The following is a 23,865-nucleotide window of genomic DNA, read 5'->3' on the forward strand; positions in this document are numbered from 1 at the left end:
GTCGTAAGGCGTTGCCCGGCCACCGTGCACGGGGCAGAATCGAACCGACGGACGGAGCGGGCAATGAGCGCGGGAACCACAAGCACAGACAGCACAACGACGGCGGAGGTGCACGCCGCGGACAGCCATGACGTGATCCGGGTGCAGGGCGCCCGGGTGAACAACCTGCAGGACCTCAGCATCGAAATTCCCAAGCGGCGGCTGACCGTCTTCACCGGGGTGTCCGGGTCAGGAAAGAGCTCGCTGGTGTTCGGCACCATTGCCGCCGAATCCCAGCGGCTGATCAACGAGACCTACAGTGCGTTTGTGCAGGGCTTTATGCCCTCGCTGGCCAGACCGGAAGTGGACCTGCTGGAAGGGCTGACCACGGCGATCATCGTGGACCAGGAACGGATGGGCTCCAACCCGCGCTCCACCGTGGGCACCGTCACGGATGCCAATGCCATGCTGCGTATCCTGTTCAGCCGGCTCGGGCAGCCGCAGATCGGCCCGCCCAATGCCTACTCGTTCAACGTGCCCTCCGTGCGGGGCACCGGCGCCATCACGGTGGAGCGCGGCGAGGGAAAAACCCGCGCAGAGAAGGCTGTCTACAACCGTCTGGGCGGAATGTGTCCGCGCTGCGAAGGCACCGGGGCGGTCACCGACTTTGACCTCACGGCCCTGTACGACGACGCGAAGTCCCTGGCCGAAGGCGCCATCACCATTCCCGGTTACAGCATGGACGGCTGGTACGGGCGGATCTTCGCAGGCTCGGGGTTCTTTAATATGGACAAGCCGATTGCGAAGTTCGGCAAACGGGAGCTGCATGACCTGCTCTGGAAGGAACCCACCAAGATCAAGGTGGACGGCATTAACCTCACCTATGAAGGACTGATCCCCAAAATCCAGAAGTCCATGCTGTCCAAGGACCCCGAATCCATGCAGCCGCACATCCGCGCCTTTGTGGAACGGGCCATCACCTTCAGCACCTGTCCGGACTGCGACGGAACCAGGCTGGCACCTGAGGCGCGCTCGTCGAAAATCGGGGGCCTGAACATTGCCGACGTGTGCGCCATGCAGATCAGCGACCTGGCCGCGTGGGTCCGCAGCCTGAAGGAACCGTCGGTGGCCCCGCTGCTGGCCGGACTGCAGCACCTGCTGGACGCGTTCGCGGAGATCGGGCTCGGCTACCTGTCGCTGGACCGGCCTTCGGGAACGCTCTCCGGCGGAGAGTCACAGCGGACCAAGATGATCCGGCACCTGGGGTCCTCGCTGACCGATGTCACCTATGTTTTCGATGAACCCACCATTGGCCTGCACCCGCATGACATTGCCCGGATGAACCGGTTGCTGCTGCAGCTGCGGGACAAGGGCAACACGGTGCTGGTGGTGGAGCACAAGCCCGAGACCATCGCGATTGCCGACCATGTGGTGGATCTGGGACCCGGCGCCGGCAGCGGGGGCGGCACGGTGACCTATGCGGGACCGCTGGAGGGGCTGCGGGAGAGCGGAACCCTGACCGGCCGGCACCTCGGGGACCGGGCGCGGCTGAAGGATTCGGTGCGGATACCGTCCTCGTTCCTTGAGGTTCGGGGCGCGGACGCCAACAACCTGCGCAACGTCGACGCCGACATCCCGCTGGGTGTTCTCACGGTCCTCACCGGGGTGGCCGGCTCGGGTAAGAGCTCGCTGATCAACGGGTCCGTGTCCGGGCGCGAGGGTGTGGTCACCGTGGACCAAAGTCCCATCCGCGGCTCCCGGCGCAGCAACCCCGCCACGTACACCGGACTGCTGGAACCGATCCGCAAAGCCTTCGCGAAGGCCAACGGGGTTAAACCGGCATTGTTCAGCTCCAACTCCGAAGGAGCCTGCCCCACCTGCAACGGAGCAGGAGTGATCTACACCGAGCTGGGCGTGATGGCCACAGTGGAATCCGTCTGCGAAACCTGCGAGGGCCGCCGGTTCCAGGCTTCCGTGCTGGAATACCGGTTCGGCGGCAGGAATATTGCCGAGGTGCTGGCCCTCTCCGTCGCCGATGCTCGGGACTTTTTCGGCGAGGGCGAGGCCCGCACCCCGGCTGCGCATAGGATCCTGACCCAGCTGGCCGACGTCGGGCTGGGTTACCTGCGCCTGGGCCAGCCGCTGACCACGCTCTCCGGCGGGGAACGGCAGCGGCTGAAGCTGGCCACGAACATGGGCGGCAAGGAATCCGTTTTTGTCTTGGACGAGCCGACCACGGGCCTGCACCTGGCCGACGTCCAGCAGTTGCTGGCCCTGCTGGACAGGCTGGTGGATGCGGGTAAATCGGTGATTGTGATTGAGCACCATCAGGCCGTGATGGCACACGCGGACTGGATCATCGACCTGGGGCCCGGCGCCGGACACGACGGCGGCACGATTGTCTTCCAGGGAACCCCGGCGGACCTGGTGGCGGATGGGTCCACCCTGACCGGGGAGCACCTGGCGGCGTACGTGGCGGGGTAGGTTTCTGCTGCCCGGCGGGGATTCTGCTGCCGGTTTGGGATTCCGCTGCCCGGCGGGGATTTCTGCTGCCGGTTTGGGAAGTTCCTGCCACTTTAAGGAAATTCGGCCAGTTTTAGCTGGTCGGTTTCTCCCAAAGTGGTCGGTTTTTCGCAAACTGTCCGGATTTCCCGGGCGTGGACGGGCGGTCAGGCTCCAGGGCTGCGCGGGGCGAACATGATCACTGCCACTCCGGCCAGGCAGATGAGCGAGCCGGTGATGTCCCACCGGTCGGGCCGGAAACCGTCAAAGACCATGCCCCAGACCAGCGAACCGGCCACAAACACACCGCCGTAGGCTGCAAGAATCCGGCCGAAGTTCGCGTCCGGCTGCAGTGTAGCGACAAACCCGTAGAGGCCCAGGGCCATCGCGCCCAGTCCGGCCCACCACCAGGCGCGGTCCTCCCGGACGGCCTGCCAGATCAGCCAGGCGCCGCCGATTTCCGCTGCCGCGGCCAGCCCGAACAGCAGCACGGTCTTTGCAATGGTCATGGCATCCATCCTGCCGTACCCGGTCCGATGCCGGCCCGCCAAGGCACCGATGCGCAGGCGGTACTGCGGTACTGCGGCTCTGAGTGACCGGTCCGGCGCCGACCGGCCCGCAGGCGGTACTGCGGCACTGAGGTGACCGGTCGGACGCCGACCTGCCCGCATGCGGCCTGATGCCGGGGCCGGTACGCACCGGAAGATGGGGTGCGCGCCCGTTCACGGCAAATTGTCAGACCCGAGGGGGATGATCTGCTGCATGGGGGACAGAGCGCGAATTTACGGAGATATTGGACAGCCCGGTACCGGGAACGGACCGGCGGGCGCAAAGGGCGGCGGGGGCGTGCCGCCGCAGCTGGGGCCGGGGCAGGTGTACGTCATGAAGTCCGGCTGGGTGTTCCACACCCGGCCATGCCAGATTGTCCGGCGGACCTGGGACTTCAACCCGTCGGGCCTGCTGGTGGTGGAAGCGGAGGGCGCCGAGGGGCGGCGGGAGTGCGGTTCCTGCCGGGCAGGGGACAAACCGTCCGGCTGACGCTGGTGGAGCGGAGGTGAAGACCTGCCGGGTAGCGATTGGCTCGGAATCCCACCGGGCCGGTCCCACCGGGTAGCGACCGGCTCCCCACCCCCCCCGGAATCCCATCGGCCGGTTCCGCCGGGTACCCACCGGCTCCCCACGCCCCGGAATCCCGCCAGGCCAGTTCCGCCGGGCGTCTGCGAAAGCGATGAAAGGACTCCGAAAGCCGCCGGTTGTGACCTGTGTCATGCCTCCCGTAGAGTATTGACACCGCGCACGCTCGACTAACGAACTTTTGTTCACATTGCGAACACCCCGGGCGGCGGCACTACTGGCACAACGAAGTGAGGACACCCGTGCAGTTCCACCATCACGGCTACGTATCCGGAGACCCGCGCATTCAGCCGGCCGCAGGCACCGGCGTCGACCGCCCGGCCGCGCTGCCCGAGGAGGTGGACGTGCTGATTGTGGGTACCGGACCGGCCGGTATGCTCACGGCGGCGCAGCTGTCCCAGTTCCCGAACATCACCACCCGGATTGTCGAGCGCCGGGACAGCCGGCTGGCCATTGGCCAGGCGGACGGCATCCAGGCCCGCAGCGTGGAAACCTTCCAGGCCTTCGGCTTCGCCGAGGAAATCACCGCCGAGGCCTACCGCATCAGCGAGATGTGCTTCTGGCGCCCCGACCCGGAAAACCCGGAAAACATTGTCCGCTCCGGCCGCGCCCTGGATGATCCGCACGGGATCAGCGAATTCCCGCACCTGATCGTCAACCAGGCCCGCGTGCTGGACTACTTCGCCCGGGTCATGGCCAACGCCCCCACCCGCATGGCGCCTGACTACGGCTTCGAGTTCCGCGGCCTGGAGGTCGACGACGCCGCCGAGTACCCGGTCACCGTCACCCTCCTGCACACCGCGGGTCCGAAGGAGGGCACCGAGCGCACGGTGAAGGCCAAGTACGTGGTGGGTGCCGACGGCGCGCGCAGCCAGGTCCGCCAGTCCATCGGCTGCACCCTGGAGGGCGACAAGGCCAACCACGCCTGGGGCGTGATGGACATCCTCGCCAACACCGATTTCCCGGACATCCGCACCAAGTGCGCCATCCAGTCCTCCAACGGCGGATCCATCCTGCTCATCCCGCGCGAGGGCGGGCACCTGTTCCGCATGTACGTGGACTTGGGTGTGGTCCCCGAGGATGACAACGGTGCGGTCCGCAAAACCACCATTGACCAGATCATTGCCACGGCCAACTCCATCCTGGCCCCCTACACGCTGGACGTCCGCAACGTCGCCTGGCACAGCGTCTACGAGGTGGGTCACCGGCTCACCGACCGGTTCGACGACGTACTGCCCGAGGACCTGGGGACCCGCACCCCGCGGGTGTTCATCACCGGCGACGCCTGCCACACACACAGCGCCAAGGCCGGGCAGGGCATGAACGTCTCCATGCAGGACGGCTTCAACATCGGCTGGAAGCTCGGCCACGTGCTGGACGGCCGCAGCCCGGAGGCCCTGCTCTCCACCTACTCCGCCGAGCGGCAGGTGGTGGCCAAAAACCTCATTGATTTCGACAAGGAATGGTCCACCCTCATGGCGAAGAAGCCCGAGGAGTTCGAGAACCCCTCGGATCTGGAGGACTTCTACGTCCGCACCGCCGAGTTCCCGGCCGGCTTTATGACGCAGTACACGCCCTCCATGCTCATCGCCGAACCCGCCCACCAGGACCTGGCGTCCGGTTTCCCGATCGGCAAGCGCTTCAAGTCCGCCATGGTGCAACGGGTCTGCGACACCAACCCGGTACACCTGGGCCATCAGGCGACGGCGGACGGCCGCTGGCGGATCTACGTTTTCGCTGACGCTGCCGCTGCGGGCGCACCCTCGGCCGTCACCGAGCTGGCGGAGTGGCTGGACACCGCACCGGATTCACCGCTGGCCGCCATGCCCGCCGGCTCGGACCGCGACGCCTGGTTTGATGTGAAGGTCATTTACCAGCAGGAACACGCGGGCATTGACATCAACAAGGTGCCTGCGGTGTTCAAGCCGCAGGTCGGTCCGTTCCAGCTCACTGACCTGTCCAAGGTCTACGGCCTGAATCCGGCCTCGGACATCTTCACCGAGCGCGGCATTTCCCGGGACGGCGCCGTAGTGGTGGTCCGCCCGGACCAGTACGTGGCCAATGTGCTGCCGCTGGGGGCGACCGCCGAACTGGCAGACTTCTTCGCCCCGCTGCTGCCCGCCCGGCAGGCCCAGCACTAAGGCGTCTCCGCGGCAGTACGACGACGGCGGCACCCGGGCGGGTGCCGCCGTCGTCGTACTGCCGCGGTTTAGTACTTCGCCGAATCGTCCAGGAGTGCCGCGATGGCGTCCAGGGTTTTGTTGTCCACTTCGGCCAGGGTGCGGGTGGCGAATTCCTTCACCTTGGCCCGCCGCATGGCTGCCAGGAGCTCCAGCTCATGCTGGATCCGCTCGGGGACGGGCCCGTCGGCGTGAAGCAGGTACTCCGGGTTGACGTCGAAAAACTCCGCCAGCGCAGCGATTACTTCCCTGGGCTGCCGGACGGTGGTGTCCCCGGTCTTAATGTGGTGCCAGCGGGTGCGGGAAAGTTTGACGCCCTGTTCCGCCAACGCCGACTGAATGTCCTGGAACTCATAGGGCCTGCCCTCGGCGGTCACCATGACGTCCAGCAGCAGATCTATTTTCCGGGCAAGGATCTGCGATTCTTTCAGGTTGCGCTGGGCAGCACTTTCAGCGGTCATGCTTTCTACTTCGCCTCCGAAAATTCTTGGATCGACCCTTTTCCAGCGTCCAATCCGAGGGAGCGGCACCAGGCTGTCACTGTCTGGTCCCAGAGTGCCGGGGCGGAATTCCACTCCAGCGTGTGATGAGCGCCGGCAAACTCGACAAGCGGGACAGGATCCTGCTGCCTCGAGGCGAATTGCCGGGAAAGCTCGACGGGTACTGATTGGTCACCCGAACCATGAAAAATCATAGTCGGGACAGGTGAATAGTTTTGCATGAAACAACCCGGCATTTCCTTCCAGCGCACCACCGGTTCACCCTTGCGGCGAAGGAGATTGAAGGTGGAGGGCACCCGGCGGGCGGCAAAGGCCGGGCACCCGGCCTTCTGCAGCTGTGCACTGATGATGGCCGGCCAGTCCAGCGCGGGTGAGACCAGCAGTGCTCCGGCAGTGCTGGGGTCCGGCGCCTGCTGCAGGGTGCGCAGGACAATGGAGGCGCCCAGGGACCAGCCGACAAAAAGGACTTTGCGGGCGCCGCGGGAGAGGGCATAGCGCCTCGCCGCGTCAATTTCGGCCCACTCGCTGACGCCCAGATCACTGCGGTGCTGCCGCCCGGGGAGGTCCAGCGAGGTCCGGTAGGAGGGCAGCAGCGAGGTGAAGCCGAGGCGGGAAAACGCTGCCACCCCGCGCAGGCACTGGCTCCGGGAACTCCCCAGTCCGTGCACATGGATAACCCAGACGTCACCGGGCCCCTCCGCCGGGATGACCCAGGCCGGCAGCCCGCCAATCCGGTGGTCCTCATACGTAAAACCGAAATCCTCCGGGGTCTGGCCCAGGTGACCGCTGAGCTGTCCCTTGCCGTCGCGAAGGACGCGGGAGGGATCTCCCCGCTCCACGGTCCTGCGCAGTGCGGGTCCCCGGGGTGTGGCTTCCCAGCGCGGCGGACCCAGGACGGTGAGCCCGCCGCCGGACGCGGCGCGCAGGCTCAGCCGGCCGGGATGGGCGGCGAAACCGTCAGGATCAAACTCCAGGTACGTCTGGGAATCCTGCACCCCGTGGCCCCGGACCGGGACCAACCGCCGGCTCGGACCGGCGTCGGTCACCCTGGCGCGCACCAGCGGCCCGGCCAGCAGGGGCAGGACAGCGGCGACGGCGGCAGTGACGGCGGCGGAGACCAGGAGCACGGTGCCGGGCCGGTTCACCGGACGGACCGTCCCTGCTTCAGGCACAGCGCTTCGGCGCGTTCCAGCACGGATTGGTGCTCTGCGGAGAGCTCCGGAGCGGTGCTGCCGCTGACGTTGAGCCAGTCATGGATTTCAATCACCCGCCGGTGGATGGCATCGGTGGCGTCCCGGGTGGTGTGTTCCCGGTCCGATTCGAGGGAGCGGGCCGTGGTTCCGAGCAGGCTGACGGCCGGGGCCAGGGCGACGGTTGAAAGCCAGATGGCCTTCACCTGCGGTTCCAGCTCGCGGACCTCCCGGCGGACGTTGATGTCATTCAGCACCCGGCCCAGCGGCGGAACGGCCAGCCCGGTAGCCAGCAGCACCACGGTGAGGGCGTAGGAGATGTCATACACGGTGCCGACGGCCCGCATGAGGCTCTCGGCTCCGGCAACATGGGCAATGTCCATCACGATCACCGATGTGCACAGCACCAGGCCCACCCCGCAGCCGGCACCGATCAGCCGGAATCCTACCCGGAAGCGCCTGCGCCGCATCTGCGGCACATTGCGGATACAGGTGGACAGGGTTCGCGCCATCACGGCGAAGATGTAGAGGTATTGGACCCCCGAATAAATACCGGCGGCCGGCTGGTCACCGAAGTCCAGCATGAACGTGGTGGAGGCGCGCGGATCGTCGATGAGGCAAAACGCCACCACCATCACGAGGACGGTTCCGGCGGCAGCGACGGCACTCCAGCGCTGAGCCCGGTCAACCGAGCCGTCCCCTGCCCCGGCGCCGCGGACAATGGCGCGGGACAAATAGTAGACGCCGATAATCAGCAGGATGTTGGACACCAGGTCCAGGGCATTGGGCCAGGGCAGGCCGTCAGACGCCCACAGGTAAACGCCGTTGATGTTGGTGGTCAGCGAAGCGGCAATGACCACCGCGGCTTTGACCATGGTGTTATCCGGGCGGGAACGGGCGCGCAGCAGCAGGGTCAGGACAAGCAGCCACATAAAGACGGCAACAACAATAGTGCTCATTCGAAGTAGGCCTCATAGCTGTAGATTTCCTGGCTGGATTCCCGAATGGCGGCGGCCAGCAGGTCGGCAAGATACTCTGCGGTGGCTTCCAGATCGGACCGGAAATCGCCCCGGGCCAGGGCTTTGGCCACCACTTCGCCGGAGAGTTCTCGGAAAACACTGACGCCCTGCCAGGTGGCATCTTCCGCTTCATCATGCCGGAGAATCATGTGTGCCACTTCATGAAGAATCATTTGCCGGCGGTGGAGCAAGCCTTTGGCAGCTGCGTGGTAAACAACGTCCACCTGCTCGCGGGGAATCCACAGTCCGCAGATTTTGCTGCCCGTGAGATGCGCACTTTCGATAATCACGATTCGGCGGCCCCGGAGAACCTGCAGGTGTTCAATCAGGGAATCGAGAGTGACGCGCGCAGGCAGCCGGAGGCGTTTGAACGCATCCAATGCCGTTTCCTGCAGCTGCTTATTCAAAGCGGGGATCCTCAATTCCAGGCGAACAGCCATTCTATTTCGGAACATGTTCCGATCATGTACGGTGGAGGTGCCGGTCCGCAGCCCGTCGTCGCGAAGTTGGGGGACTTGCGAGTAATCGCAGCCACGATATTGCGGACCGGCATCCTCATTCCGCACTGCTGAAAATAGCGCACTTTATCTGCCGGGGCGTTTCTTTGGGCTCAGGCCGGAATGTCAGACTTACCGGTATGGACACACCCTCTCCCATCCCGCTGGATTTCGAGGCCGCCGCCCGCCTTTGGGACGCCTACGCCGAGGCGCACCCCGGCCGGGCAGCGGCAGCCGGGGAATACACCGTTGAAGCGTTCGGAGATTCACCCGCGCTGGCCGATGAACTCCTGTCTCTGGTTCTTGACGGCCGCAAGCGTGCCACCTCCTCCGACGTCGCCGGATACGCCGCTGAGGGTGAACCGTTGCCGCGGATCGGCGTGCACTGGATTGTGTGCGACGGCGCCGGGGAACCTCACGTGATCCTGCGGACCACGGAGCTGCGGCTTGGCACTTTTAACGACGCCGATGAGGCGTTTGCCCGCGATGAGGGCGAGGATGATCTCAGCCTGGACTCCTGGCGGCGTGAACATCGCAGGTTCTGGCAGCGCACCGCTGCGGCGCGGGGCGGCAGCTGGTCCGAGTCCGACGAGCTGGTGTTCGAGCGTTTCGAGGTGGTCTGGCCCGCTGAAGCTAATTTGGGCAGCTCTTAGCGAATGCCCGGAGCCGGGCGGGTCCCGGTCTTGACCGGTCAGCCCGCTGCACCGGTCCGCCACCTACTGAGCCGCTGCCGGTCCGGCTACCAGGGCAGCGGACCGTCTTCGTCGCTGAAAGTCCCGGTGGGACCGTCGCCGGGTATGGTCGCCATGCGCACGGCGGCCCGGGCACCCTGCTCCGGGGTGCGGGCGCCGCGGAAGCCGTTCAGATCCGTGGCCACGAAGCCGGGACAGACCGCATTGACCAGGATCCCCTCCGGCGCCAGGCCCTTCGCATACTGCAGGGTCAGGGAGGTCAGCGCGGTCTTGGAGGGTGCGTAGCCGGCGGCAAGCGGGTTCGTGTTGGCCGGATCGGACACTGCGGCCAGGGAGCCGGCCACGCTGGAAACGTTGACAATGCGCGGGGCATCGGAGAGACGCAGCAGCGGCAGGAAAGCAGCGGTCACGGAAATGACGCCAAAGAAGTTGGTCTCGAATACCGCGCGGATTTCCTCCACCTCGGCCGAGCCCGGCTGCTGGGCAGCGAAGCTGACACCCGGCGTCGCCACAATACCGGCATTGTTCACCAGGGCGTCCAGCCGGCCGAAGCGGGTCTTGACGGCATCCGCTGCGGCTTCCACCGAGGCGCGGTTCGTGACATCCAGGACGACGGCGACGGCGTTGCCGCCCTCCGCCCGCACTTCCGCGGCAGCCCGCTCACCGGCATCGGCGTTCCGTGCGGCCACCACCACCGTGTGGCCCAGGGCGGCCAGCTGGCCGGCTATCTGACGTCCAATGCCCTTGTTGGCACCGGTCACGAGGGCAATCATGCTGTCATTCATGGGGACTCCTGGAAAGTTCGGTCCTTCCCGCTGCGGGAAGCGTAAGTCCACTCTGCCCGCACGATTCCGTACGGGGAATAATGTAGACTCCTGATTTTTTGCCCTAGAGTACAACCATGGAAAGTGACCGGCTGTCCGAAGTCCTGGAATTCATCAGCGTCCGGAGCATGATCTCCGGCGGCATGGCAGTGAACGGACGCTGGGAATCCCGCTCCCGGATTGATGAAGACCTGAAGTTCTTCGCCCTGGTCCAGGGCAGCATGCGGCTAAGCACGGACGGGCTGAAGACCCCGCTGCTGCTGGAAGCCGGCGACGTCGTCGTCCTTAACGGCCGCACCGAGCTGCTGTTGGAGGGCGGCAGCGGTGACGGCCCGCCCGTCCGGCTGGAGCCTCCCGCCAGCGGCAGTTTTGTCCGTAGCGGAGACGGCAGTGCCCGGGACATCATCATCGGCGGCCGGGTGACCGTGAATGCCGCGGGCAGGGAACTGCTGCTGCAGGCCCTGCCGCCCGTGGCGCACATCCGTTCCGGCACAGTATCCGCACCGCTTCTGCACATCCTGATTCAACAGTTGTTCGAGGAACTCTCCGGGCAGCGGATGGGCTGGGAGTTTGCGGTGCGCCAGTACGGGCAGCTGCTGCTGTTGGATGTCCTCCGGGCCTTTGTCGCTGATGCGGATCTGCCGCAGGGGTGGCTGAAACTGCTGGCAGACGAGCGGCTCCGGCCGGCCCTGGCCATGATCCATGCCTCGCCGTCCCGGCCCTGGAGCCTCCAGGACCTGGCACGCGCGTCCGCCATGTCCCGCACCGCTTTTGCGGAGCATTTCCGTGAGGTGGCAGGCACACCTCCGCGCACCTACCTGAACAACTGGCGGATGCTGGTGGCGCAGCGGGAACTGCGGGGCGGGGATACCCGCATCCGTGCGCTCGCGCTGAAGCTGGGCTACTCCTCGGAAAGTGCCTTCAGCACGGCATTCAAGCGCAGCGTGGGCGAGTCGCCCCTGCAGTACCGGAGCCGCGTGCGCGTCAGCGAATGAGGTCCTTTACCTCCCGGCGCCGCGCACCCGGTGACGGCGGCGGCTGTGCATGCGCGCGTATATTCTGGCACGGCTGCTGGACAGCGCCAGGATCAGCAGGATGTCGAAGGAATAGCCGAACAGGTTGGCGGCCAGCGGAACGGCCGGGCCGGTGGCCACCGCAATCATTTGCAGGATAATCGCCGCCGCGCTGAGGGACATGGCGGTGACCCGGGCAATGTTGTTGCCGCGCAGGATCAACAGTGCCAGCACCGCTTCCACGCAGGCGAAGACGGTTAGCGAGGCACTGGCCGGGGCGTAGGTGCTGCCCATGTCCGCCAGCCCCTGGCTCTCCTCGCCCAGCACCTGGGTGACCCACGGCCCATTGGCAAAGCGGGCAAGGAAGGGAGAGGCCACCGTCAGGGCGGCTACCCCGCGCAGGAACACCAGCACGGCGCCGAAGACCACCGGCGCCGGCCGGCGGAGCGGGAGCCGGGACAGCGTTCCGATGCCGGTCCGGTTGATCGCTGCCAGTTCCTCCTGCTCGCCGGGCCGCTCCGGCAGGCGCCCCACGTCAACCACGGGCAGGTCTCCATCAGTGGCAATCGCGTCCCCGCCGCCGTTGCGCGAGTGGTACCCGGTGGAAAAATTCTTAATGACGTCGACGGAGACATCCGGCGAAACCTGCTGCAGCGACGCGACGAGGTAGTCCCGTTCGGCGTCGATGTTCTCTCCGACCCGGTGGGTGACCTGCAGTGTAAACAGGGACAGCCCGACGGCGCGGTCAAAGGAGGCGGCCGCCAGCCAGTCCGAGGCGATGCCGCCGGGCAGCATCCAGCCTTCCGGGCAGCGCCAGAACCGCACATGGTGGCGTTGGCGCGGGTTGCCGTCCACCTCCTGCTCGTAGGCAAAGTCCTGTTCCCGGCCAAAGAGCAGCAGCGGACTGACCGGGGCATTCGGATAGCTGCGGTGCAGCAGGGTGGAGCTGACGATTCCCCAGCTGCTGGCCAGAGTCACCGGGTCCGCGAGATGCCAGCCGGCCCGGCCGAGCGCCCCGCGCAGCTGCTCCTCGTTGCCCAGGAAGGCGAGGTTGACGGCGTCGCCGAACAGTCCGGCATTGGTGCGGGTCCGTCCCATGAAGTAATCCGGGATAAAGATCTTGGTCAGGATCCGGTCCAGCCGTGGCAGCACCAGATAAGCCAGTGCGGCCCAGAAGACCACCAGGAAGCCGATATGTCCTATTTCCAGGGAGCTCTGGAACAACAGGATGGCGAACCAGATGGACGCGAGACCGCTGAACGCGAAGAAGGCCCAGTCCAGGGCGGTGGAGGCCGGCTGCGGCCCCGGACCCGGGTCGGTGGTGCCGGTTTCGCCCGCCGTGGAAGCGGCGGCTGTCGGGGACGCATCCGGGCGGGGATTCCCGGCGCCGGGGCCGTGCCCGCCGCCGCCTGCATCCCGATTGCCCGACTGCGTCATGCCTCCACGCTGACCCGCGGCTCCGGCCGGCGTCAATGCATTGCCGCGGGTTCGAGGGTCCGCGCCGACGCGGCGTTGTCAGAAGGGAAGGTTGGAGGCGCTCATGGGATGGACGATGAGCAGTCCGGTGATTTTTCCGGAACCGTTGTAGGCCACCCGGCCAATCCATTCCCCGGCCTCGTGGTTCAGCTGCGTCTGCCCCACCAGGCCGCCGCCCAGCAGCTGGTTGATCTGCTGCAGCACAATGTTGCGGCCGTCTGCGGTCTGGATGACGGTGTCCGACAGCGACTCCAGGGCACCGGTCTGCTGCACCACGCCATCCCAGACCTGCATCACCTTTTTCTTGGTGAGCGTGCGCGAACAGGTGAAGGTCATCAGCGCCTTGACCCCGGCGTAGTCGCCCTTGCTGAGCATCCGGAACACCTCTTCGGTGCGTTCCTCGAGATTTACCACGGGCTGGGCCATAAGTTCTCCTCCTGTTTCAAGTGCTGCTGCCGATCCGAACCGTTTGAACGCGGCCTGCCGGGAGATCCCCAGCGCCTCGCCAATGAGCTGCCAGGACACTCCGGCCGCGCGGGCTGCCGCGACGGAGGAGCGCAGGTGCGCCTCGGCGGCCCGTTCAATGCCGACGGCGACGGCGACGGCGGCTGTTGCGTCCGGGGCGCCGTCGTCGTTCTTGTCCGCGCCGGCGGCGAGCCCGCGTGCCTGATCCACCAGCCGCTTAAGCTGCGCCAGGGGCTCGCTGTCCGGGGAATCCATGCCCCCAACCTACTGTGGATCGGTGATTTGTCAACCGTTGGATGACAAGCACCGTTTTGTTGGCGGCCGGTCCGGAACCTCCACCGCAACCCGGTTCCGCCCCGAGTTGCCCCCGGCAACCGGGCGTGCGACCGTGGAAGGGAGGCCGCTCCACGGTCTCCCGGACGAGGGGTGCCGTACCCGGTGTGCGACAAGACGGCCCGTGGGAGATTTTTATGTCATGGGTTGTGTTGGTGCTGTCCGGCGTCCTGGAAGCAGTATGGGCCACCGCGCTGGATAAGTCGCAGGGCTTCAGCCGTTTCTGGCCGTCGGCTATTTTCGTTACCGCGCTGGTGGCCAGCATGGCCGGGCTGGCCTTCGCCATGCGGGAACTGCCGCTGGGCACCTCGTATGCCGTGTGGGTGGGGATCGGCGCCACCCTGACCGTCGTTTACGCCATGGCTACGGGCGCGGAGTCGGTGTCCCTGCTGAAAATCCTGTTCCTGGCCATGATTGTGGGCGGCGTGATCGGGTTGAAGTCGCTGCACTAGCCGGTTTGGCGTGATCTCAAAGGACGCGCACGGAGTCGGGTAAAGGGCCGGGGTACGTCCGGCAGGTAGATTCTTAGCTGAGAACCCCAGACCGACCGCCGAAAGAGGAGCAATGTCCGCTTCGAAATCCATCCTTTCCCTGCAGATCATGACACTGGTCCTGGTGTTGATTGCCTGCGTGATGAACGCGATCGTGGAAAACTGGGTGGCTTTCGGCATCCTGGTGGCAGTTGCGGTGCTGAATGTCATTCACATGGTCCTGTATCGCCGCTCCCGCGCCGGGGATGAGGCCCGGTCTGCCTCGGAGACAGCGGCGGTCTAGGTCTGCGGGTCCGGTGTCCGCCGGGTTTTCTGTACGGGTTTCCGCCCCGCACCCCTCGCCGGGTGTGCTGTTGTCCGCAAGAATGGACGGCACCTGCCAGCTATCCGAGAAGGGTCCGCCGCCATGACCAAGTACCTGATCTCCTTTCCCAGCAGCGCCATGATTGTCCCGCAGCAGGAAATGCAGTCCGTGGCGGACGCCGCCCACGCCGTGACGCAGGAAGCCAAGGACGCCGGCGTCTGGGTGTTCGGCGGCGGCATCGATGAGAGTGTCCCGCCTGTGATGGTCGACGGCGAAGGGACCGTCCTTGACGGCACCTATCCGCAGACCCGGCAGATCGAGGGCGGCTACACGGTGCTGGAAGTACCCACCCGCGAGGCGGCACTGGAATGGGCTGCGAAGTTCGCCGCTGCCTGCCGGTGCGCGCAGGAAGTGCGGGCCTTCGCCTACGATCCTGCCGCCTGACGCCCCACGGTCCGCCCAACCCTTTAACTACCGGCGGAACCGGTGTTAGCTGGAGGAAACTGATTCACCGCAGCAGCCCTTGTGCGAAGGAGATCGACATGACGGAGAAGCTCCACAAATTTGCGGATCTGTATCGGGGACAAGGGCCGTGGTGCGCCGCCTATGTTGACGCCGGTGCCGGCACGGTGGACGCCAAAGAGGCCGCCGAGGTCCGTCCCGGGGATGTCCTCGCAGCGCTGGCCGCGCAGGGGGCACCACCGGAGGACCAGCAGGCGATGGAAACCGCAGTGGATCCTGCCTACGGGCTGCCCGCCCCGATCTCGCGTTTTGTCCTGGTCCGGCAGGGCGGGGTGGAACTGAACGAGCTGCTCCCCGGTCCAATGGTGTCCCCGCAGCAGGTTTCCGTTGACCTGGTGCCGGATCTGCTGCCGCTGCTCAAGCACCGTCCGGAAGAATTCCCGTACATTGTTGCCGACGTATCACGCGAGGGCGGGGAGATCCGGCTGGAATATGTCGGCCGGCCCGGCCCTCCGTCCGTGGAGGATGTCGAAGGTTCCACCGAGGACATCCACAAAGTGTCCGTCGGCATCTGGGGGCAGGACAAGATGCAGCGCCGCACGGAGGAAGTATGGCGCCGCAACGCGGAGGATATGGCCGAACAGATCGACCGGGTGGTGGACAGCAGCGGCGCCCGGCTGATTGTGCTTGCCGGGGATGTCCGCGCCCGGGGGCTGGTGCAGGAGCAGCTGGCGGAGGCGCACAAGCCGCTGGTCAGCATGATCGATTCCGAGCCTCGCCCCGAAGACTCCCACCAGCAGGTTTTCCAGGACCGGGTCCTGGAGCGCGTTGCCCTGCAGTGGGCGGCCGAACAGGATCAGATCATGGACCGGCTTGCCCTGCAGGAAGGGCAGGCGAACCCCGAATCGGCCATGGGCGTGGGAGCAGTGGTCACTGCACTGCAGCAGGCGCAGGTGGACGTGCTGATCCTCAACGACAGTGCGCTCGCCGACCGGCAGATGCTGGCCCTGGGCGCCGAGCCCTGGCTTGCCACTGCGGAGGAGCACGCCCTCGGCGCGGAAGTTCTGGGATACGTGTCCGCGCCGTCCGCAATGCTGCGGGCGGCGTCACTGACGGACGCCAGCCTGCTTCTGGTGCCCGACGGCGTGCTGCCCGGCGGTGCCGGCGTCGCCGCGCTGCTGCGCTGGCCCACCGGCCCCGAAGCTCCCGGCGGCCTCTCAACGTAGCGGCGGTCAGTGGCGGCTATTTGCCGCTGAACACCGGGAACCGGCTGGACTGTCCGTAGTCGCTGATGCGCAGCCGCCACAGCGTGTTGATGTCCTCGTCGGAGATGGTGAAGTCCACCTGTGCGTTCTCGCGCATATGGTCCGGATTCGCCGTTTTGGGCAGCGGGACCGTCCCCAGCTGCAGGGCATAGCGGATGCACAGCTGCGGGACGGTCACCGAGTAGCGCGCAGCCATCTCGGCGACGTCGGCGTTCTCCAGGATCTCCCCGTGGGCGATGGGGGAGTAGGCCTCAATGAGGATGCCCTGCCCGGTGCAGTAGGAGAGAAGATCATCCGGGGTGTTGCCCACGTGGAACAGCACCTGGTTCACCTGCGGGGCCACCGTGCAGACCTCGATGATGTTCTCCACATCGGACTGTTCGAAGTTGGAGACGCCGATGGAGCGGAGCTTGCCCGCCTGCTGCGCTTCCTCCAGCGCCCGCCAGGCCGCCCGGTTTCCCTCCGCGTAGGTGCCGCCGCGCCAGTCGTTCCAGGGCTGGGGCGCGTGGATCAGCATCAGGTCCAGGTACTCCAGGCCCATCGTGGCCAGGGACCCGTCAATGGCGGCCACGGCGTCGTCGTAGTCCTTGATCTCTGCCGCCAGCTTGCTGGAGACAAACAGCTCACCGCGGGGAACCCCGCTGGTGCGCACGCCCTCACCCACCCCGCGCTCGTTGCCGTAGGCCTGGGCGGTGTCAATGTTCCGGTAACCGATCCCGATCGCGTCGCGGACCGCCTGCGCTGCGGCGCCGTCGTCAATAAACCAGGTGCCCAGGCCCAGCTTCGGAATGGGCCGCCCGTCGGTCAGCATGTAGGTCTCGTTCAGGATCATGGTTCCGGCTCCTCGCCGATCGGCGGAACACGCTCTTGACTGCCATGGTCCCGCAGTCTGCGGGGAAGGGGAACGGGCATTGAGGCGGGACGCGGCTCGTCCAGCGAATTCCGGCGCACGCCGGATGGACCCGGCCGGCGGCAGGTTTTTCCCCGGCTGCTGGCGGGCGCCGCGGCGGAGTGCTTGCATGGGAAGGACGGCCCGGGCCTAAGGAGCACACCATGACGGCAGAGGACCCCCGTTCACCGCAGGACACCGAGGCCCGCCGGGAGCAGGCAGAAGCGACGTTTGCCCGGCTCTTCGGGCCGCGTGACCGGGACGTGCACGAGGATGACCCCGAACTGATGGAGATCCTGCGGTGCTTCATTTTCGCCGACGTCTTCGGTACCGGCGTCCTGGATGACCGGACCCGGGAACTGATTACGGTGACCGTTCTTGCCTGCATGCAGACCCTGCCGCAGCTGACGGCCCACACGGCGGGGGCGCTGCACGTAGGCGTCACCCCGGTGCAGATCCGCGAGGCCGTGTACCAGCTGGCGCCCTTTATCGGTTTTCCCCGCACCCTCAACGCGCTGTCCACCATCAACGCCGTGTTCCGGGACCGCGGGATTCCGCTTCCGCTGCCGGCCCAGGGTGTGGAGGACGACGACGCCGGGCGCTACCAGCGCGGACTCGCCGAACAGCTGCCCCTGTACGGCAATGAGATCAGGGACAACCTGGCCGATCTGCCCGAGCCCTTCAACGAGGCCCTGCCCCGGTTCCTGACGGAGTTCTGTTTCGGGGACTTCTACACCCGCGGCGGGCTGACGCGTGCGGAGCGGGAACTGCTGGTGCTCTGTGCCCTGGCCACGCTCGGCGACACGGCCGCGCAGCTGGGGCCGCACGGCCGGGCCTGCCTGCAGGTGGGCAATTCCCGGCAGACGGTGGTCGCCGCGCTGGTGCACTGTTTCCCGTACATCGGTTTTCCGCGCACTGTCGCCGCCATCCGGGCCGTCAAGGAGCTCTGAGGCCGGCACTGCCCGGCCACACCCCGACTACCCGTGTGCCCTCCGGCTCTGCCAGCCATAATCGCTATTTCCGCGCAGGAAACAAGTATCGCAGCCCGGTTTCGGTTCACCGGGCACGGCGCAAAGACTCCCGCTCAGGGGGTCTGTTTGTTGCGGGGGAGCCAAAGGCCAAACAATCTTGGGGATGAAATGAGCCAGACAACGCAAGCACATGCCGTACGGAGAGAACTGCCCGGCCGATCTGCGGGGCAGCTGTCAGAGAGCACCCTGTGGTCCATCCTGACCATAGAATCGGCGGCACCTGAACCGGAGCACAGGGACTGGGGTGATGCGGTTATCCGCCGCGTTGCCGTCCCGCTCAGTGCCCAGGCACGCACCTGGGGCGGGTACCGGTTTGGGTTCACCCGGAACCCGGCCCCGGATCATCCCGCGGTACACCTGCATCTGCGCGCCGCCGAAGTTGTTGTTGGACGTGCGTGGAAGTTTGCCCGGACGCTGGCGGACGGGAATGCTGCAGCGCTGGGACCGGTGAAGCTCTCCACACCGATCGACATTGTCTACCCGCCGCTTCCGGGCGAACCGGTCCCTGAGCTCATGGAAGCCACGTTTGCCCGGTTCGGCGGGGAACACGGCCTGAAACTGGTGGCGGAGGTTTCGGAGTTGTCCGCGGATCTGGCCATGTGGGCGGTGAACCGCTTTCCAGGACCGAGCATGCGCTCCACGCTGGGGGCCCTGCTGCTCTTCGACGCCGCCCATGCCATGATGCGCGGCCGCCGGTCCGCCGTCTGGCCTGACCGCAGGGCGACCAGCTGGGACTATTACTGGAATGCCCATCTGCAGGCCTGCATAGGAGCCTCCGGTCAGCCCGCAGAGCATGTCCGCAGGGCAATGGTGGCACGGATGGCACCGCGGATTATGCCCATGCACCGGGTGATGGCCGCCCTTGCCTCCGAGCCGGCGGTGGATCTGTGGCGCAAGCGCTGGGGGCAGGCCATCGATCTGTATTTGTACCGGGCGGACAAGCAGCGGGTCAGCCGGAGTGCGCAGCGGCTGACCATGGCTGCGAGCGGGCTGATGCTCAACCGGCTGGGCATTTCCCTCCGCGAAGAGGCAACCCTGGGACTCTATGCGCGCGCTTGGAGCACGGAGGCCGAAGCGCACTATTCAGGCGAGGGATGACCCATCCCGGACGCCCGCCGCACCGGCAAGCGGCGGGCATCCGGCAGGGGCCCGCCGGACCGGGCCCGGCGGAAACCCCAGATGCTTAGAAGACGCGGTCTGCCACGTTCACCCGGGTGGCGGAGGCCAGGGAGGATTCAACCCGGTCGGCCGGCGTCGGCCCGGGAACCGAGCTCAGCAGCTGGTCATCCGGGGTGTTCGGATCTGCGAGGTAGATGCGCGTGTACCCGGCCGATTCCGGCTCGAACCTCCAGCTCTCGGACAGCCGGCCGGCGTCCACGGTGTCATACCCCAGCGCGTCGATGATCGCCTGCGCTTCGGCCTTGGCCTGGTCGTCGTCGCCGGCAATCGGGAGTGCGGAGCGGTCCGGGGCTCCGGAGGGGCGGGCCAGCTGCGGCAGGTGGTGGGCCAGGATGTTGTTGAAGGCCTTGACGTAGCGCACGCCGGGCAGCCAGCCGGAGACCAGTTCGCTGGTGGTCACCGTCCCGGCGTCGAGCTCCGCGATGCGACCGTCCCGGGAGGGGTAGTAGTTGCTGGTATCGAGGACAAACCTGCCCTCCAGCAGCCCTTCCGGCAGCTCTTGCACCGCCTTCAGGGGAATGGAGAGTACGATGGCGTCGCCGAGTTTAGCTGCGTCCTCCACGGTGCCTGCCTGGGCCAGCGGCCCAAGTTCGGCGACTAGGTCCTGCAGGGACTCGGGCCCGCGCGAGTTGGCGATGACCACGTTCATGCCGGCGGCAACAGCCAGCCGCGCGACGCCTGAGCCGATGTTTCCGCTCCCAATGATTCCAAGTGTCGGCATTGCGAACCCCTTCGGTGGTGTTCATTCGGCAACGCCGGTGGGGCGCCGCTCCTTGCAGGGTTCAGCATCCGCGGCGCTGTGAAAATTCCGTCCGGGCTGCCGGGTTAGGTGCGGCGCGTGGCGGAGACGACGACGTCGCGCAGGGTGACCCGGGTGCCGTCCGGCGCGGTCATGGAGCGCGGATGTTCCTCAGCGACGGTGATGTCCCATGCCGCCGGGTCCAGGAGTGCCCGGATGGCTTCGGCCGTCACCGTCGCTTCCTCCGGCGGGTGGTGCCCGTGCGCGGTGGAGGCATCGTCGTCGTGCGCGTGCCCGACAATCAGCAGCGTCCCGCCCGGAGCCACCCACTCGGCGACGCGGGAGTAGAACGCCAGCTGCGGCATCGCCGGGTGGGCGTAGTTGGTGGTGACCAGGTCGAAGCGGCGGCTGGGCTCCCAAGCTGTCAGGTCAGCTTCCGTCCACGTCACGCTGCCGGGCAGGGTCTGCGCTTCGGCCCGGCGGGCTGCCGTGGCGAGGGCCGACGCAGAAACATCGGCGCCGACCACATCCCAGCCGGCGGCAGCCAGTTCCAGGGCTTCGGCTCCCGTGCCGCAGCCGGCGTCCAGTGCGGTGCCCGCCGGAAGTTCGGCCGCGAGGCGTGCCACGTAGGGGTTGGCGGGCGGCTCGTGGCCCGTGTCCGGATCAGTGTCCGGGGCTTCGTGCCAGTGCTGCTCCCAGTAGTCCTTGTCGAAGCTGTGCGTCATTGTTCCAGCGTAGTGGCCACGGCTGCGCGGCATGGGCTGGATGGGCCACCATGCCGAACACCCGCCGCGGATCTGGACAGCGCCAAGCGAATCCGCGCGTCGGGTTCGCCCGGCGAAACGATGGTTCCCCCCACCGCCCATGCTCCCGCAGCGGGCGCGCAGGCGAAATGGCCCGCCGCTGTTCGCCGTCGAGGTTTTGGACTTCCCGGGGAAGACGCCGGGTGCTCTGCTGGAAAGTGACAGCACTGGATCCTTCGAAGGAGCACACTCATGCGCGGAGTTGTCATTCATGCCCCCGGCGATATCCGGGTCCAGGACCGGGAGGACCCGCGGATCCTGGAGCCGACGGACGCTGTCATTCAACTGGCCGCAACCTGCATCTGCGGTTCCGATCTCTGGCCTTACCGTGGCATCGAAGAGGTGTCGGCCGCTGCGCCGATGGGCCATGAGTATGTGGGCACGGTGACGGAGATCGGGACGGCCGTCCGCACGCTGAAACCCGGGGACTTTGTGGTCGGTTCCTTCTGGGCCTCCGATAACACCTGCGAGATCTGCCGTGCCGGTTACCAGAGCCGCTGCGTGCAGGCCTATCCCATGGGTGCGATCGGCACCCAGGCGCAGTTCGCGCGGATCCCGTTAGCCGACGGCACCCTGGTCGCTACCCCCGGCCAGCCCGACGCCGGCCTGCTGCCTTCGCTGATGGCCGCCTCCGATGTGCTCGGTACCGGCTGGTTCGGTGCCGTGGCGTCACAGGCCGGTCCCGGCAAGACCGTGGCAGTGGTGGGCGACGGCGCCGTCGGGCTCCTTGCCGTGCTGGCCGCACGCCAACTCGGCGCCGAGCGGATCATCGCCATGAGCAGACACCCGAAACGGCAGGAACTGGCCCGCCGGTTCGGCGCCACGGACATTGTCGCCGAACGGGGCGACGACGGCGTGGCGGTCATCAACGACATGACCAACGGACTCGGCGCGCACTCGGTGGTGGAGGCCGTGGGCACACAGGAATCGATGATGCAGGCGGTCCGTTCCACCCGGCCCGGCGGGCACATGGGGTTCGTGGGTGTCTCCCACGACGTCGCCCTGCCGGGGCTGGAATTATTCTTCGCCGAAATCAACATGCTTGGCGGCCCGGCGCCGGTCCGCCGGTTCCTGCCCGAATTGATCAAGCTGATCTGGAACCGGAGCATCGATCCGGGTCAGGTCTTTGATCTCACGCTTCCCCTCGAGGACGCCGCGGAAGGCTACCGGGCCATGGATGAGCGCCGGGCGGTGAAGGTGCTGCTGACTCCGTAGCGGCGGTTGGGTGCTTCGCCCTTAGATCTGCCGCTCGGCCACGTTCACCCGGGTCGCAGTGTCCAGCGCTGCCTTGATCTGCTCGGCCGGAGTGGTGCCGGGCGCTGCCTCCGCCATCTTTTCCTGCGGCACGTTCGGATCCTCGAAGTACACCAGGCCGTAGGCCGGGGTTTCGGGTTCGAAGCGCCAGCTCTCGGCCAGCGTCCCGGCGTCGTACGTGTCATAGCCCAACGCGCTGATGAGGTCCGTGGCCTCCGTCTTGGCCGCGGCGTCGTCGCCGGCGATGGGCAGTGCGGACCGGTCTCCGGCACCGGCGGGGCGGGCAAGCGCCGGGATGTGCGCGGCCATGATGTTGTTGAATACCTTCACCTCGCGGGCGCCGGTGAGCCGCTGCACCAGTTCACTGGTGGTCACGGCGCTGGAGTCGAGTTCCTCAATGCGCCCGTCGCGGGAGGGGTAGTAGTTGCTGGTGTCCAGGACGAGCTTGCCGGCCAACAGCCCTTCGGGCAGTTCCGGTACAGCCTTCAGCGGGATGGACAGCACGACGGCGTCTCCGGCGCTGGCTGCGTCTTCCACCGTTCCGGCGGTGGCCAGCGGTCCGAGTTCGGTGACCAGGTCCTGCAATGTTTCCGGCCCGCGGGAGTTCGCGATGACTACCTTCATGTCCGCGGCAACGGCCAGCCGTGCCACTGCCGATCCGATGTTTCCGCTGCCAATGATTCCCAATGTCGTCATGGTTCATCCCTCCGTGTGGTGTACTGCCGCCTGTTGTCCTGCGGCCGTACGAAGTGCAAACCGGCAGGGGTGGGCCGAAATTCCCGGAGCTCCGGTGCCCGAACCCGCCGCGCGGTTCTACGCGGGAAGCTGTTCCGGGTTCTTCCATCCGCCGCGGTGCGTCATGGACGGTTCAACCGGTTCCGGTGCCGGCCGCAGGACAATCACTGCGGTGGCAATGGGCCCCAGAAGGAGCGAGAGCAGGAACCAGATCCAGCGGGACCCGTTCTTCTGCTCGGCCAGCCCGGCGTTGATCAGGGCTACGGTGAACCAGAACATGCCTGTTGTTACGTACGTATCCATCGGCCTACCCGAGCACAACGGCAATACCTCGTCGAATCGAAGACGTGAGGAAGCCCGGATGTGCAGCGAGCTAACCCGCCTGACTGAGCAGGTTTTCCAGGTGCAGGCGTTTGCGGTTCAGCCGGGCCAGCGAGGTCAGGCCAAACAGCATCATCCTCATCTGCGTGCCGACGCCCGGCAGTCCCTGCTCACGCAGGGCAGCGGCGACTGCTGTGCGGTCCTCGACGGATGTGTCTTTCATCAGCGCCCGGGCCCGGGTGAACTCTTCGGAATTCAACGGGTGGTCCCGGAGGCGGCGGTTCACTTCCTCCAGCTGGCGGCGGATAGAGGCCGGTTCTGCGTTTTCTCCAACCATGGGCCGAATCTACCAGCCGTGGTCCGGGCCCGCCCTGAGCCCGCTGCCTTCCCGCAGATGCTCCTGCAGGTAGCGGCCGGTGGGGTCGGTGGGCTCGGTGGCACCATTCCGTAGTGGTCATGCGTGCGGAGGAAAAGGACGGTCTGGGGCAAACGATCGATGGTTTTGGCCAGCAGGTATGGATATTCGCAGGGCGATATCACAGCCTGTAGTACGTACAGCTGACAACGCTTAGGGGGATGAATGAGTCG

General features: G+C 66.6%; 26 protein-coding genes and 1 riboswitch. Of the genes, 12 read left to right on the forward strand and 14 right to left on the reverse strand.

Going from position 1 to position 23,865, the window contains the following annotated elements:
* Positions 1–63 precede the first annotated feature (63 nt).
* Entirely contained in the window at positions 64–2,463 is a 2,400-nt protein-coding gene (locus QWJ37_RS02070) for an excinuclease ABC subunit UvrA (RefSeq protein ID WP_290243724.1), read from the forward strand.
* 185 nt (positions 2,464–2,648) lie between these two features.
* Here QWJ37_RS02070 and QWJ37_RS02075 read toward each other — a convergent pair whose 3' ends face one another.
* Positions 2,649–2,990, reverse strand: coding sequence for a YnfA family protein (locus tag QWJ37_RS02075; protein WP_290243726.1), 342 nt, complete (start codon positions 2,988–2,990; stop codon positions 2,649–2,651).
* A gap of 337 nt (positions 2,991–3,327) precedes the next feature.
* On the opposite strand from QWJ37_RS02075, the gene QWJ37_RS02080 reads away from it, so the two are divergent.
* Together QWJ37_RS02080 and QWJ37_RS02085 are read left to right on the forward strand one after the other, a co-directional pair.
* Complete coding sequence (locus QWJ37_RS02080) at positions 3,328–3,519, forward strand: hypothetical protein (protein ID WP_290243728.1); 192 nt, start codon at positions 3,328–3,330, stop codon at positions 3,517–3,519.
* Between the two features lie 338 nt (positions 3,520–3,857).
* Positions 3,858–5,756: an FAD-binding monooxygenase gene (locus tag QWJ37_RS02085; RefSeq protein WP_290243730.1), complete on the forward strand. Its 1,899-nt coding sequence runs from the start codon at positions 3,858–3,860 to the stop codon at positions 5,754–5,756.
* A 68-nt stretch (positions 5,757–5,824) separates the two neighbouring features.
* Here the strand turns inward: QWJ37_RS02085 and QWJ37_RS02090 are convergent, their stop codons facing one another.
* From QWJ37_RS02090 to QWJ37_RS02105, 4 genes are read right to left on the reverse strand one after another with little or no spacing between them, the layout of a single operon-like run.
* A complete protein-coding gene (locus QWJ37_RS02090; RefSeq protein WP_290243733.1) occupies positions 5,825–6,256 on the reverse strand; it encodes a hypothetical protein in 432 nt (143 codons plus the stop codon).
* Between the two features lie 5 nt (positions 6,257–6,261).
* Positions 6,262–7,467 (reverse strand): hypothetical protein, encoded by a 1,206-nt coding sequence (locus QWJ37_RS02095; RefSeq protein ID WP_290243734.1) that lies wholly within the window; start codon positions 7,465–7,467, stop codon positions 6,262–6,264.
* Positions 7,437–8,444 carry an MAB_1171c family putative transporter gene (locus QWJ37_RS02100; protein WP_290243736.1) on the reverse strand — a complete coding sequence of 336 codons (1,008 nt, stop codon included), beginning with the start codon at positions 8,442–8,444 and terminating at the stop codon, positions 7,437–7,439. Before QWJ37_RS02100 ends, QWJ37_RS02095 begins: the two co-directional genes overlap by 31 nt.
* Complete coding sequence (locus QWJ37_RS02105; RefSeq protein ID WP_290243738.1) at positions 8,441–8,911, reverse strand: hypothetical protein; 471 nt, start codon at positions 8,909–8,911, stop codon at positions 8,441–8,443. Before QWJ37_RS02105 ends, QWJ37_RS02100 begins: the two co-directional genes overlap by 4 nt.
* 230 nt (positions 8,912–9,141) lie before the next feature.
* Between QWJ37_RS02105 and QWJ37_RS02110 the strand changes: the two genes are divergently transcribed.
* A complete protein-coding gene (locus QWJ37_RS02110) occupies positions 9,142–9,654 on the forward strand; it encodes an ASCH domain-containing protein (protein WP_290243739.1) in 513 nt (170 codons plus the stop codon).
* An 86-nt stretch (positions 9,655–9,740) separates the two neighbouring features.
* On the opposite strand, the gene QWJ37_RS02115 is transcribed toward QWJ37_RS02110, so the two are convergent.
* Complete coding sequence (locus QWJ37_RS02115) at positions 9,741–10,478, reverse strand: SDR family oxidoreductase (RefSeq protein WP_290243741.1); 738 nt, start codon at positions 10,476–10,478, stop codon at positions 9,741–9,743.
* A gap of 116 nt (positions 10,479–10,594) precedes the next feature.
* On the opposite strand from QWJ37_RS02115, the gene QWJ37_RS02120 reads away from it, so the two are divergent.
* Positions 10,595–11,512, forward strand: a complete 918-nt coding sequence (locus tag QWJ37_RS02120) for an AraC family transcriptional regulator (protein ID WP_290243743.1) — start codon at positions 10,595–10,597, stop codon at positions 11,510–11,512.
* Positions 11,513–11,518: 6 nt separating this feature from the next.
* Here the strand turns inward: QWJ37_RS02120 and QWJ37_RS02125 are convergent, their stop codons facing one another.
* Both QWJ37_RS02125 and QWJ37_RS02130 read right to left on the reverse strand, forming a co-directional pair.
* Positions 11,519–12,967: an LssY C-terminal domain-containing protein gene (locus QWJ37_RS02125; protein ID WP_290243745.1), complete on the reverse strand. Its 1,449-nt coding sequence runs from the start codon at positions 12,965–12,967 to the stop codon at positions 11,519–11,521.
* A gap of 78 nt (positions 12,968–13,045) precedes the next feature.
* Positions 13,046–13,726 carry a hypothetical protein gene (locus QWJ37_RS02130; protein ID WP_290243746.1) on the reverse strand — a complete coding sequence of 227 codons (681 nt, stop codon included), beginning with the start codon at positions 13,724–13,726 and terminating at the stop codon, positions 13,046–13,048.
* Positions 13,727–13,864: 138 nt separating this feature from the next.
* Positions 13,865–13,931, forward strand: a riboswitch (guanidine-III (ykkC-III) riboswitch).
* A gap of 10 nt (positions 13,932–13,941) precedes the next feature.
* On the opposite strand from QWJ37_RS02130, the gene QWJ37_RS02135 reads away from it, so the two are divergent.
* The 4 genes from QWJ37_RS02135 (at position 13,942) to QWJ37_RS02150 (ending at position 16,287) form a co-directional block, all read left to right on the forward strand.
* On the forward strand, positions 13,942–14,256 hold the full coding sequence (locus QWJ37_RS02135) for an SMR family transporter (protein WP_227928346.1): 315 nt from the start codon (positions 13,942–13,944) through the stop codon (positions 14,254–14,256).
* A gap of 112 nt (positions 14,257–14,368) precedes the next feature.
* Positions 14,369–14,578: a hypothetical protein gene (locus QWJ37_RS02140; protein ID WP_227902916.1), complete on the forward strand. Its 210-nt coding sequence runs from the start codon at positions 14,369–14,371 to the stop codon at positions 14,576–14,578.
* Positions 14,579–14,701: 123 nt separating this feature from the next.
* Positions 14,702–15,043: a YciI family protein gene (locus tag QWJ37_RS02145; RefSeq protein WP_290243749.1), complete on the forward strand. Its 342-nt coding sequence runs from the start codon at positions 14,702–14,704 to the stop codon at positions 15,041–15,043.
* Positions 15,044–15,141: 98 nt separating this feature from the next.
* On the forward strand, positions 15,142–16,287 hold the full coding sequence (locus QWJ37_RS02150) for a Vms1/Ankzf1 family peptidyl-tRNA hydrolase (RefSeq protein ID WP_290243751.1): 1,146 nt from the start codon (positions 15,142–15,144) through the stop codon (positions 16,285–16,287).
* Positions 16,288–16,303: 16 nt separating this feature from the next.
* On the opposite strand, the gene QWJ37_RS02155 is transcribed toward QWJ37_RS02150, so the two are convergent.
* Complete coding sequence (locus tag QWJ37_RS02155; protein WP_290243754.1) at positions 16,304–17,158, reverse strand: aldo/keto reductase; 855 nt, start codon at positions 17,156–17,158, stop codon at positions 16,304–16,306.
* A 221-nt stretch (positions 17,159–17,379) separates the two neighbouring features.
* On the opposite strand from QWJ37_RS02155, the gene QWJ37_RS02160 reads away from it, so the two are divergent.
* Positions 17,380–18,165, forward strand: a complete 786-nt coding sequence (locus QWJ37_RS02160) for a carboxymuconolactone decarboxylase family protein (protein WP_290243756.1) — start codon at positions 17,380–17,382, stop codon at positions 18,163–18,165.
* Between the two features lie 189 nt (positions 18,166–18,354).
* Complete coding sequence (locus QWJ37_RS02165) at positions 18,355–19,344, forward strand: lantibiotic dehydratase C-terminal domain-containing protein (RefSeq protein ID WP_290243758.1); 990 nt, start codon at positions 18,355–18,357, stop codon at positions 19,342–19,344.
* 85 nt (positions 19,345–19,429) lie between these two features.
* On the opposite strand, the gene QWJ37_RS02170 is transcribed toward QWJ37_RS02165, so the two are convergent.
* Together QWJ37_RS02170 and QWJ37_RS02175 are read right to left on the reverse strand one after the other, a co-directional pair.
* A complete protein-coding gene (locus QWJ37_RS02170; RefSeq protein WP_290243759.1) occupies positions 19,430–20,146 on the reverse strand; it encodes an NADPH-dependent F420 reductase in 717 nt (238 codons plus the stop codon).
* A gap of 104 nt (positions 20,147–20,250) precedes the next feature.
* A complete protein-coding gene (locus tag QWJ37_RS02175) occupies positions 20,251–20,889 on the reverse strand; it encodes a class I SAM-dependent methyltransferase (protein ID WP_290243761.1) in 639 nt (212 codons plus the stop codon).
* 270 nt (positions 20,890–21,159) lie between these two features.
* On the opposite strand from QWJ37_RS02175, the gene QWJ37_RS02180 reads away from it, so the two are divergent.
* Positions 21,160–22,182, forward strand: a complete 1,023-nt coding sequence (locus tag QWJ37_RS02180) for a zinc-dependent alcohol dehydrogenase family protein (RefSeq protein ID WP_290243762.1) — start codon at positions 21,160–21,162, stop codon at positions 22,180–22,182.
* Between the two features lie 21 nt (positions 22,183–22,203).
* Here the strand turns inward: QWJ37_RS02180 and QWJ37_RS02185 are convergent, their stop codons facing one another.
* From QWJ37_RS02185 to QWJ37_RS02195, 3 genes are all read right to left on the reverse strand, one after another.
* The gene (locus tag QWJ37_RS02185; protein WP_290243765.1) at positions 22,204–22,917 is read right to left on the reverse strand and encodes an NADPH-dependent F420 reductase; all 714 of its coding nucleotides are present in this window, start codon (positions 22,915–22,917) and stop codon (positions 22,204–22,206) included.
* A 117-nt stretch (positions 22,918–23,034) separates the two neighbouring features.
* On the reverse strand, positions 23,035–23,259 hold the full coding sequence (locus QWJ37_RS02190) for a hypothetical protein (protein WP_227902906.1): 225 nt from the start codon (positions 23,257–23,259) through the stop codon (positions 23,035–23,037).
* A gap of 70 nt (positions 23,260–23,329) precedes the next feature.
* Positions 23,330–23,614, reverse strand: a complete 285-nt coding sequence (locus QWJ37_RS02195; RefSeq protein WP_227902905.1) for a hypothetical protein — start codon at positions 23,612–23,614, stop codon at positions 23,330–23,332.
* Positions 23,615–23,865 lie beyond the last annotated feature (251 nt).

The sequence above is a fragment of the Arthrobacter sp. YD2 genome (genome assembly GCF_030410475.1).
In the GTDB taxonomy this organism is placed as follows: domain Bacteria; phylum Actinomycetota; class Actinomycetes; order Actinomycetales; family Micrococcaceae; genus Arthrobacter_B; species Arthrobacter_B zhangbolii.

Coding starts and splice junctions, on each gene's coding strand:
- QWJ37_RS02165 (WP_290243758.1), top strand. CDS start 18,355: ATGAGCCAGACAACGCAAGCACATGCCGTACGGAGAGAACTGCCCGGC.
- QWJ37_RS02155 (WP_290243754.1), bottom strand. CDS start 17,158: ATGATCCTGAACGAGACCTACATGCTGACCGACGGGCGGCCCATTCCG.
- QWJ37_RS02195 (WP_227902905.1), bottom strand. CDS start 23,614: ATGGTTGGAGAAAACGCAGAACCGGCCTCTATCCGCCGCCAGCTGGAG.
- QWJ37_RS02110 (WP_290243739.1), top strand. CDS start 9,142: ATGGACACACCCTCTCCCATCCCGCTGGATTTCGAGGCCGCCGCCCGC.
- QWJ37_RS02180 (WP_290243762.1), top strand. CDS start 21,160: ATGCGCGGAGTTGTCATTCATGCCCCCGGCGATATCCGGGTCCAGGAC.
- QWJ37_RS02115 (WP_290243741.1), bottom strand. CDS start 10,478: ATGAATGACAGCATGATTGCCCTCGTGACCGGTGCCAACAAGGGCATT.
- QWJ37_RS02175 (WP_290243761.1), bottom strand. CDS start 20,889: ATGACGCACAGCTTCGACAAGGACTACTGGGAGCAGCACTGGCACGAA.
- QWJ37_RS02130 (WP_290243746.1), bottom strand. CDS start 13,726: ATGGATTCCCCGGACAGCGAGCCCCTGGCGCAGCTTAAGCGGCTGGTG.
- QWJ37_RS02190 (WP_227902906.1), bottom strand. CDS start 23,259: ATGGATACGTACGTAACAACAGGCATGTTCTGGTTCACCGTAGCCCTG.
- QWJ37_RS02160 (WP_290243756.1), top strand. CDS start 17,380: ATGACGGCAGAGGACCCCCGTTCACCGCAGGACACCGAGGCCCGCCGG.
- QWJ37_RS02135 (WP_227928346.1), top strand. CDS start 13,942: ATGTCATGGGTTGTGTTGGTGCTGTCCGGCGTCCTGGAAGCAGTATGG.
- QWJ37_RS02145 (WP_290243749.1), top strand. CDS start 14,702: ATGACCAAGTACCTGATCTCCTTTCCCAGCAGCGCCATGATTGTCCCG.
- QWJ37_RS02100 (WP_290243736.1), bottom strand. CDS start 8,444: ATGAGCACTATTGTTGTTGCCGTCTTTATGTGGCTGCTTGTCCTGACC.
- QWJ37_RS02170 (WP_290243759.1), bottom strand. CDS start 20,146: ATGCCGACACTTGGAATCATTGGGAGCGGAAACATCGGCTCAGGCGTC.
- QWJ37_RS02070 (WP_290243724.1), top strand. CDS start 64: ATGAGCGCGGGAACCACAAGCACAGACAGCACAACGACGGCGGAGGTG.
- QWJ37_RS02150 (WP_290243751.1), top strand. CDS start 15,142: ATGACGGAGAAGCTCCACAAATTTGCGGATCTGTATCGGGGACAAGGG.
- QWJ37_RS02185 (WP_290243765.1), bottom strand. CDS start 22,917: ATGACGACATTGGGAATCATTGGCAGCGGAAACATCGGATCGGCAGTG.
- QWJ37_RS02140 (WP_227902916.1), top strand. CDS start 14,369: ATGTCCGCTTCGAAATCCATCCTTTCCCTGCAGATCATGACACTGGTC.
- QWJ37_RS02120 (WP_290243743.1), top strand. CDS start 10,595: ATGGAAAGTGACCGGCTGTCCGAAGTCCTGGAATTCATCAGCGTCCGG.
- QWJ37_RS02125 (WP_290243745.1), bottom strand. CDS start 12,967: ATGACGCAGTCGGGCAATCGGGATGCAGGCGGCGGCGGGCACGGCCCC.
- QWJ37_RS02090 (WP_290243733.1), bottom strand. CDS start 6,256: ATGACCGCTGAAAGTGCTGCCCAGCGCAACCTGAAAGAATCGCAGATC.
- QWJ37_RS02075 (WP_290243726.1), bottom strand. CDS start 2,990: ATGACCATTGCAAAGACCGTGCTGCTGTTCGGGCTGGCCGCGGCAGCG.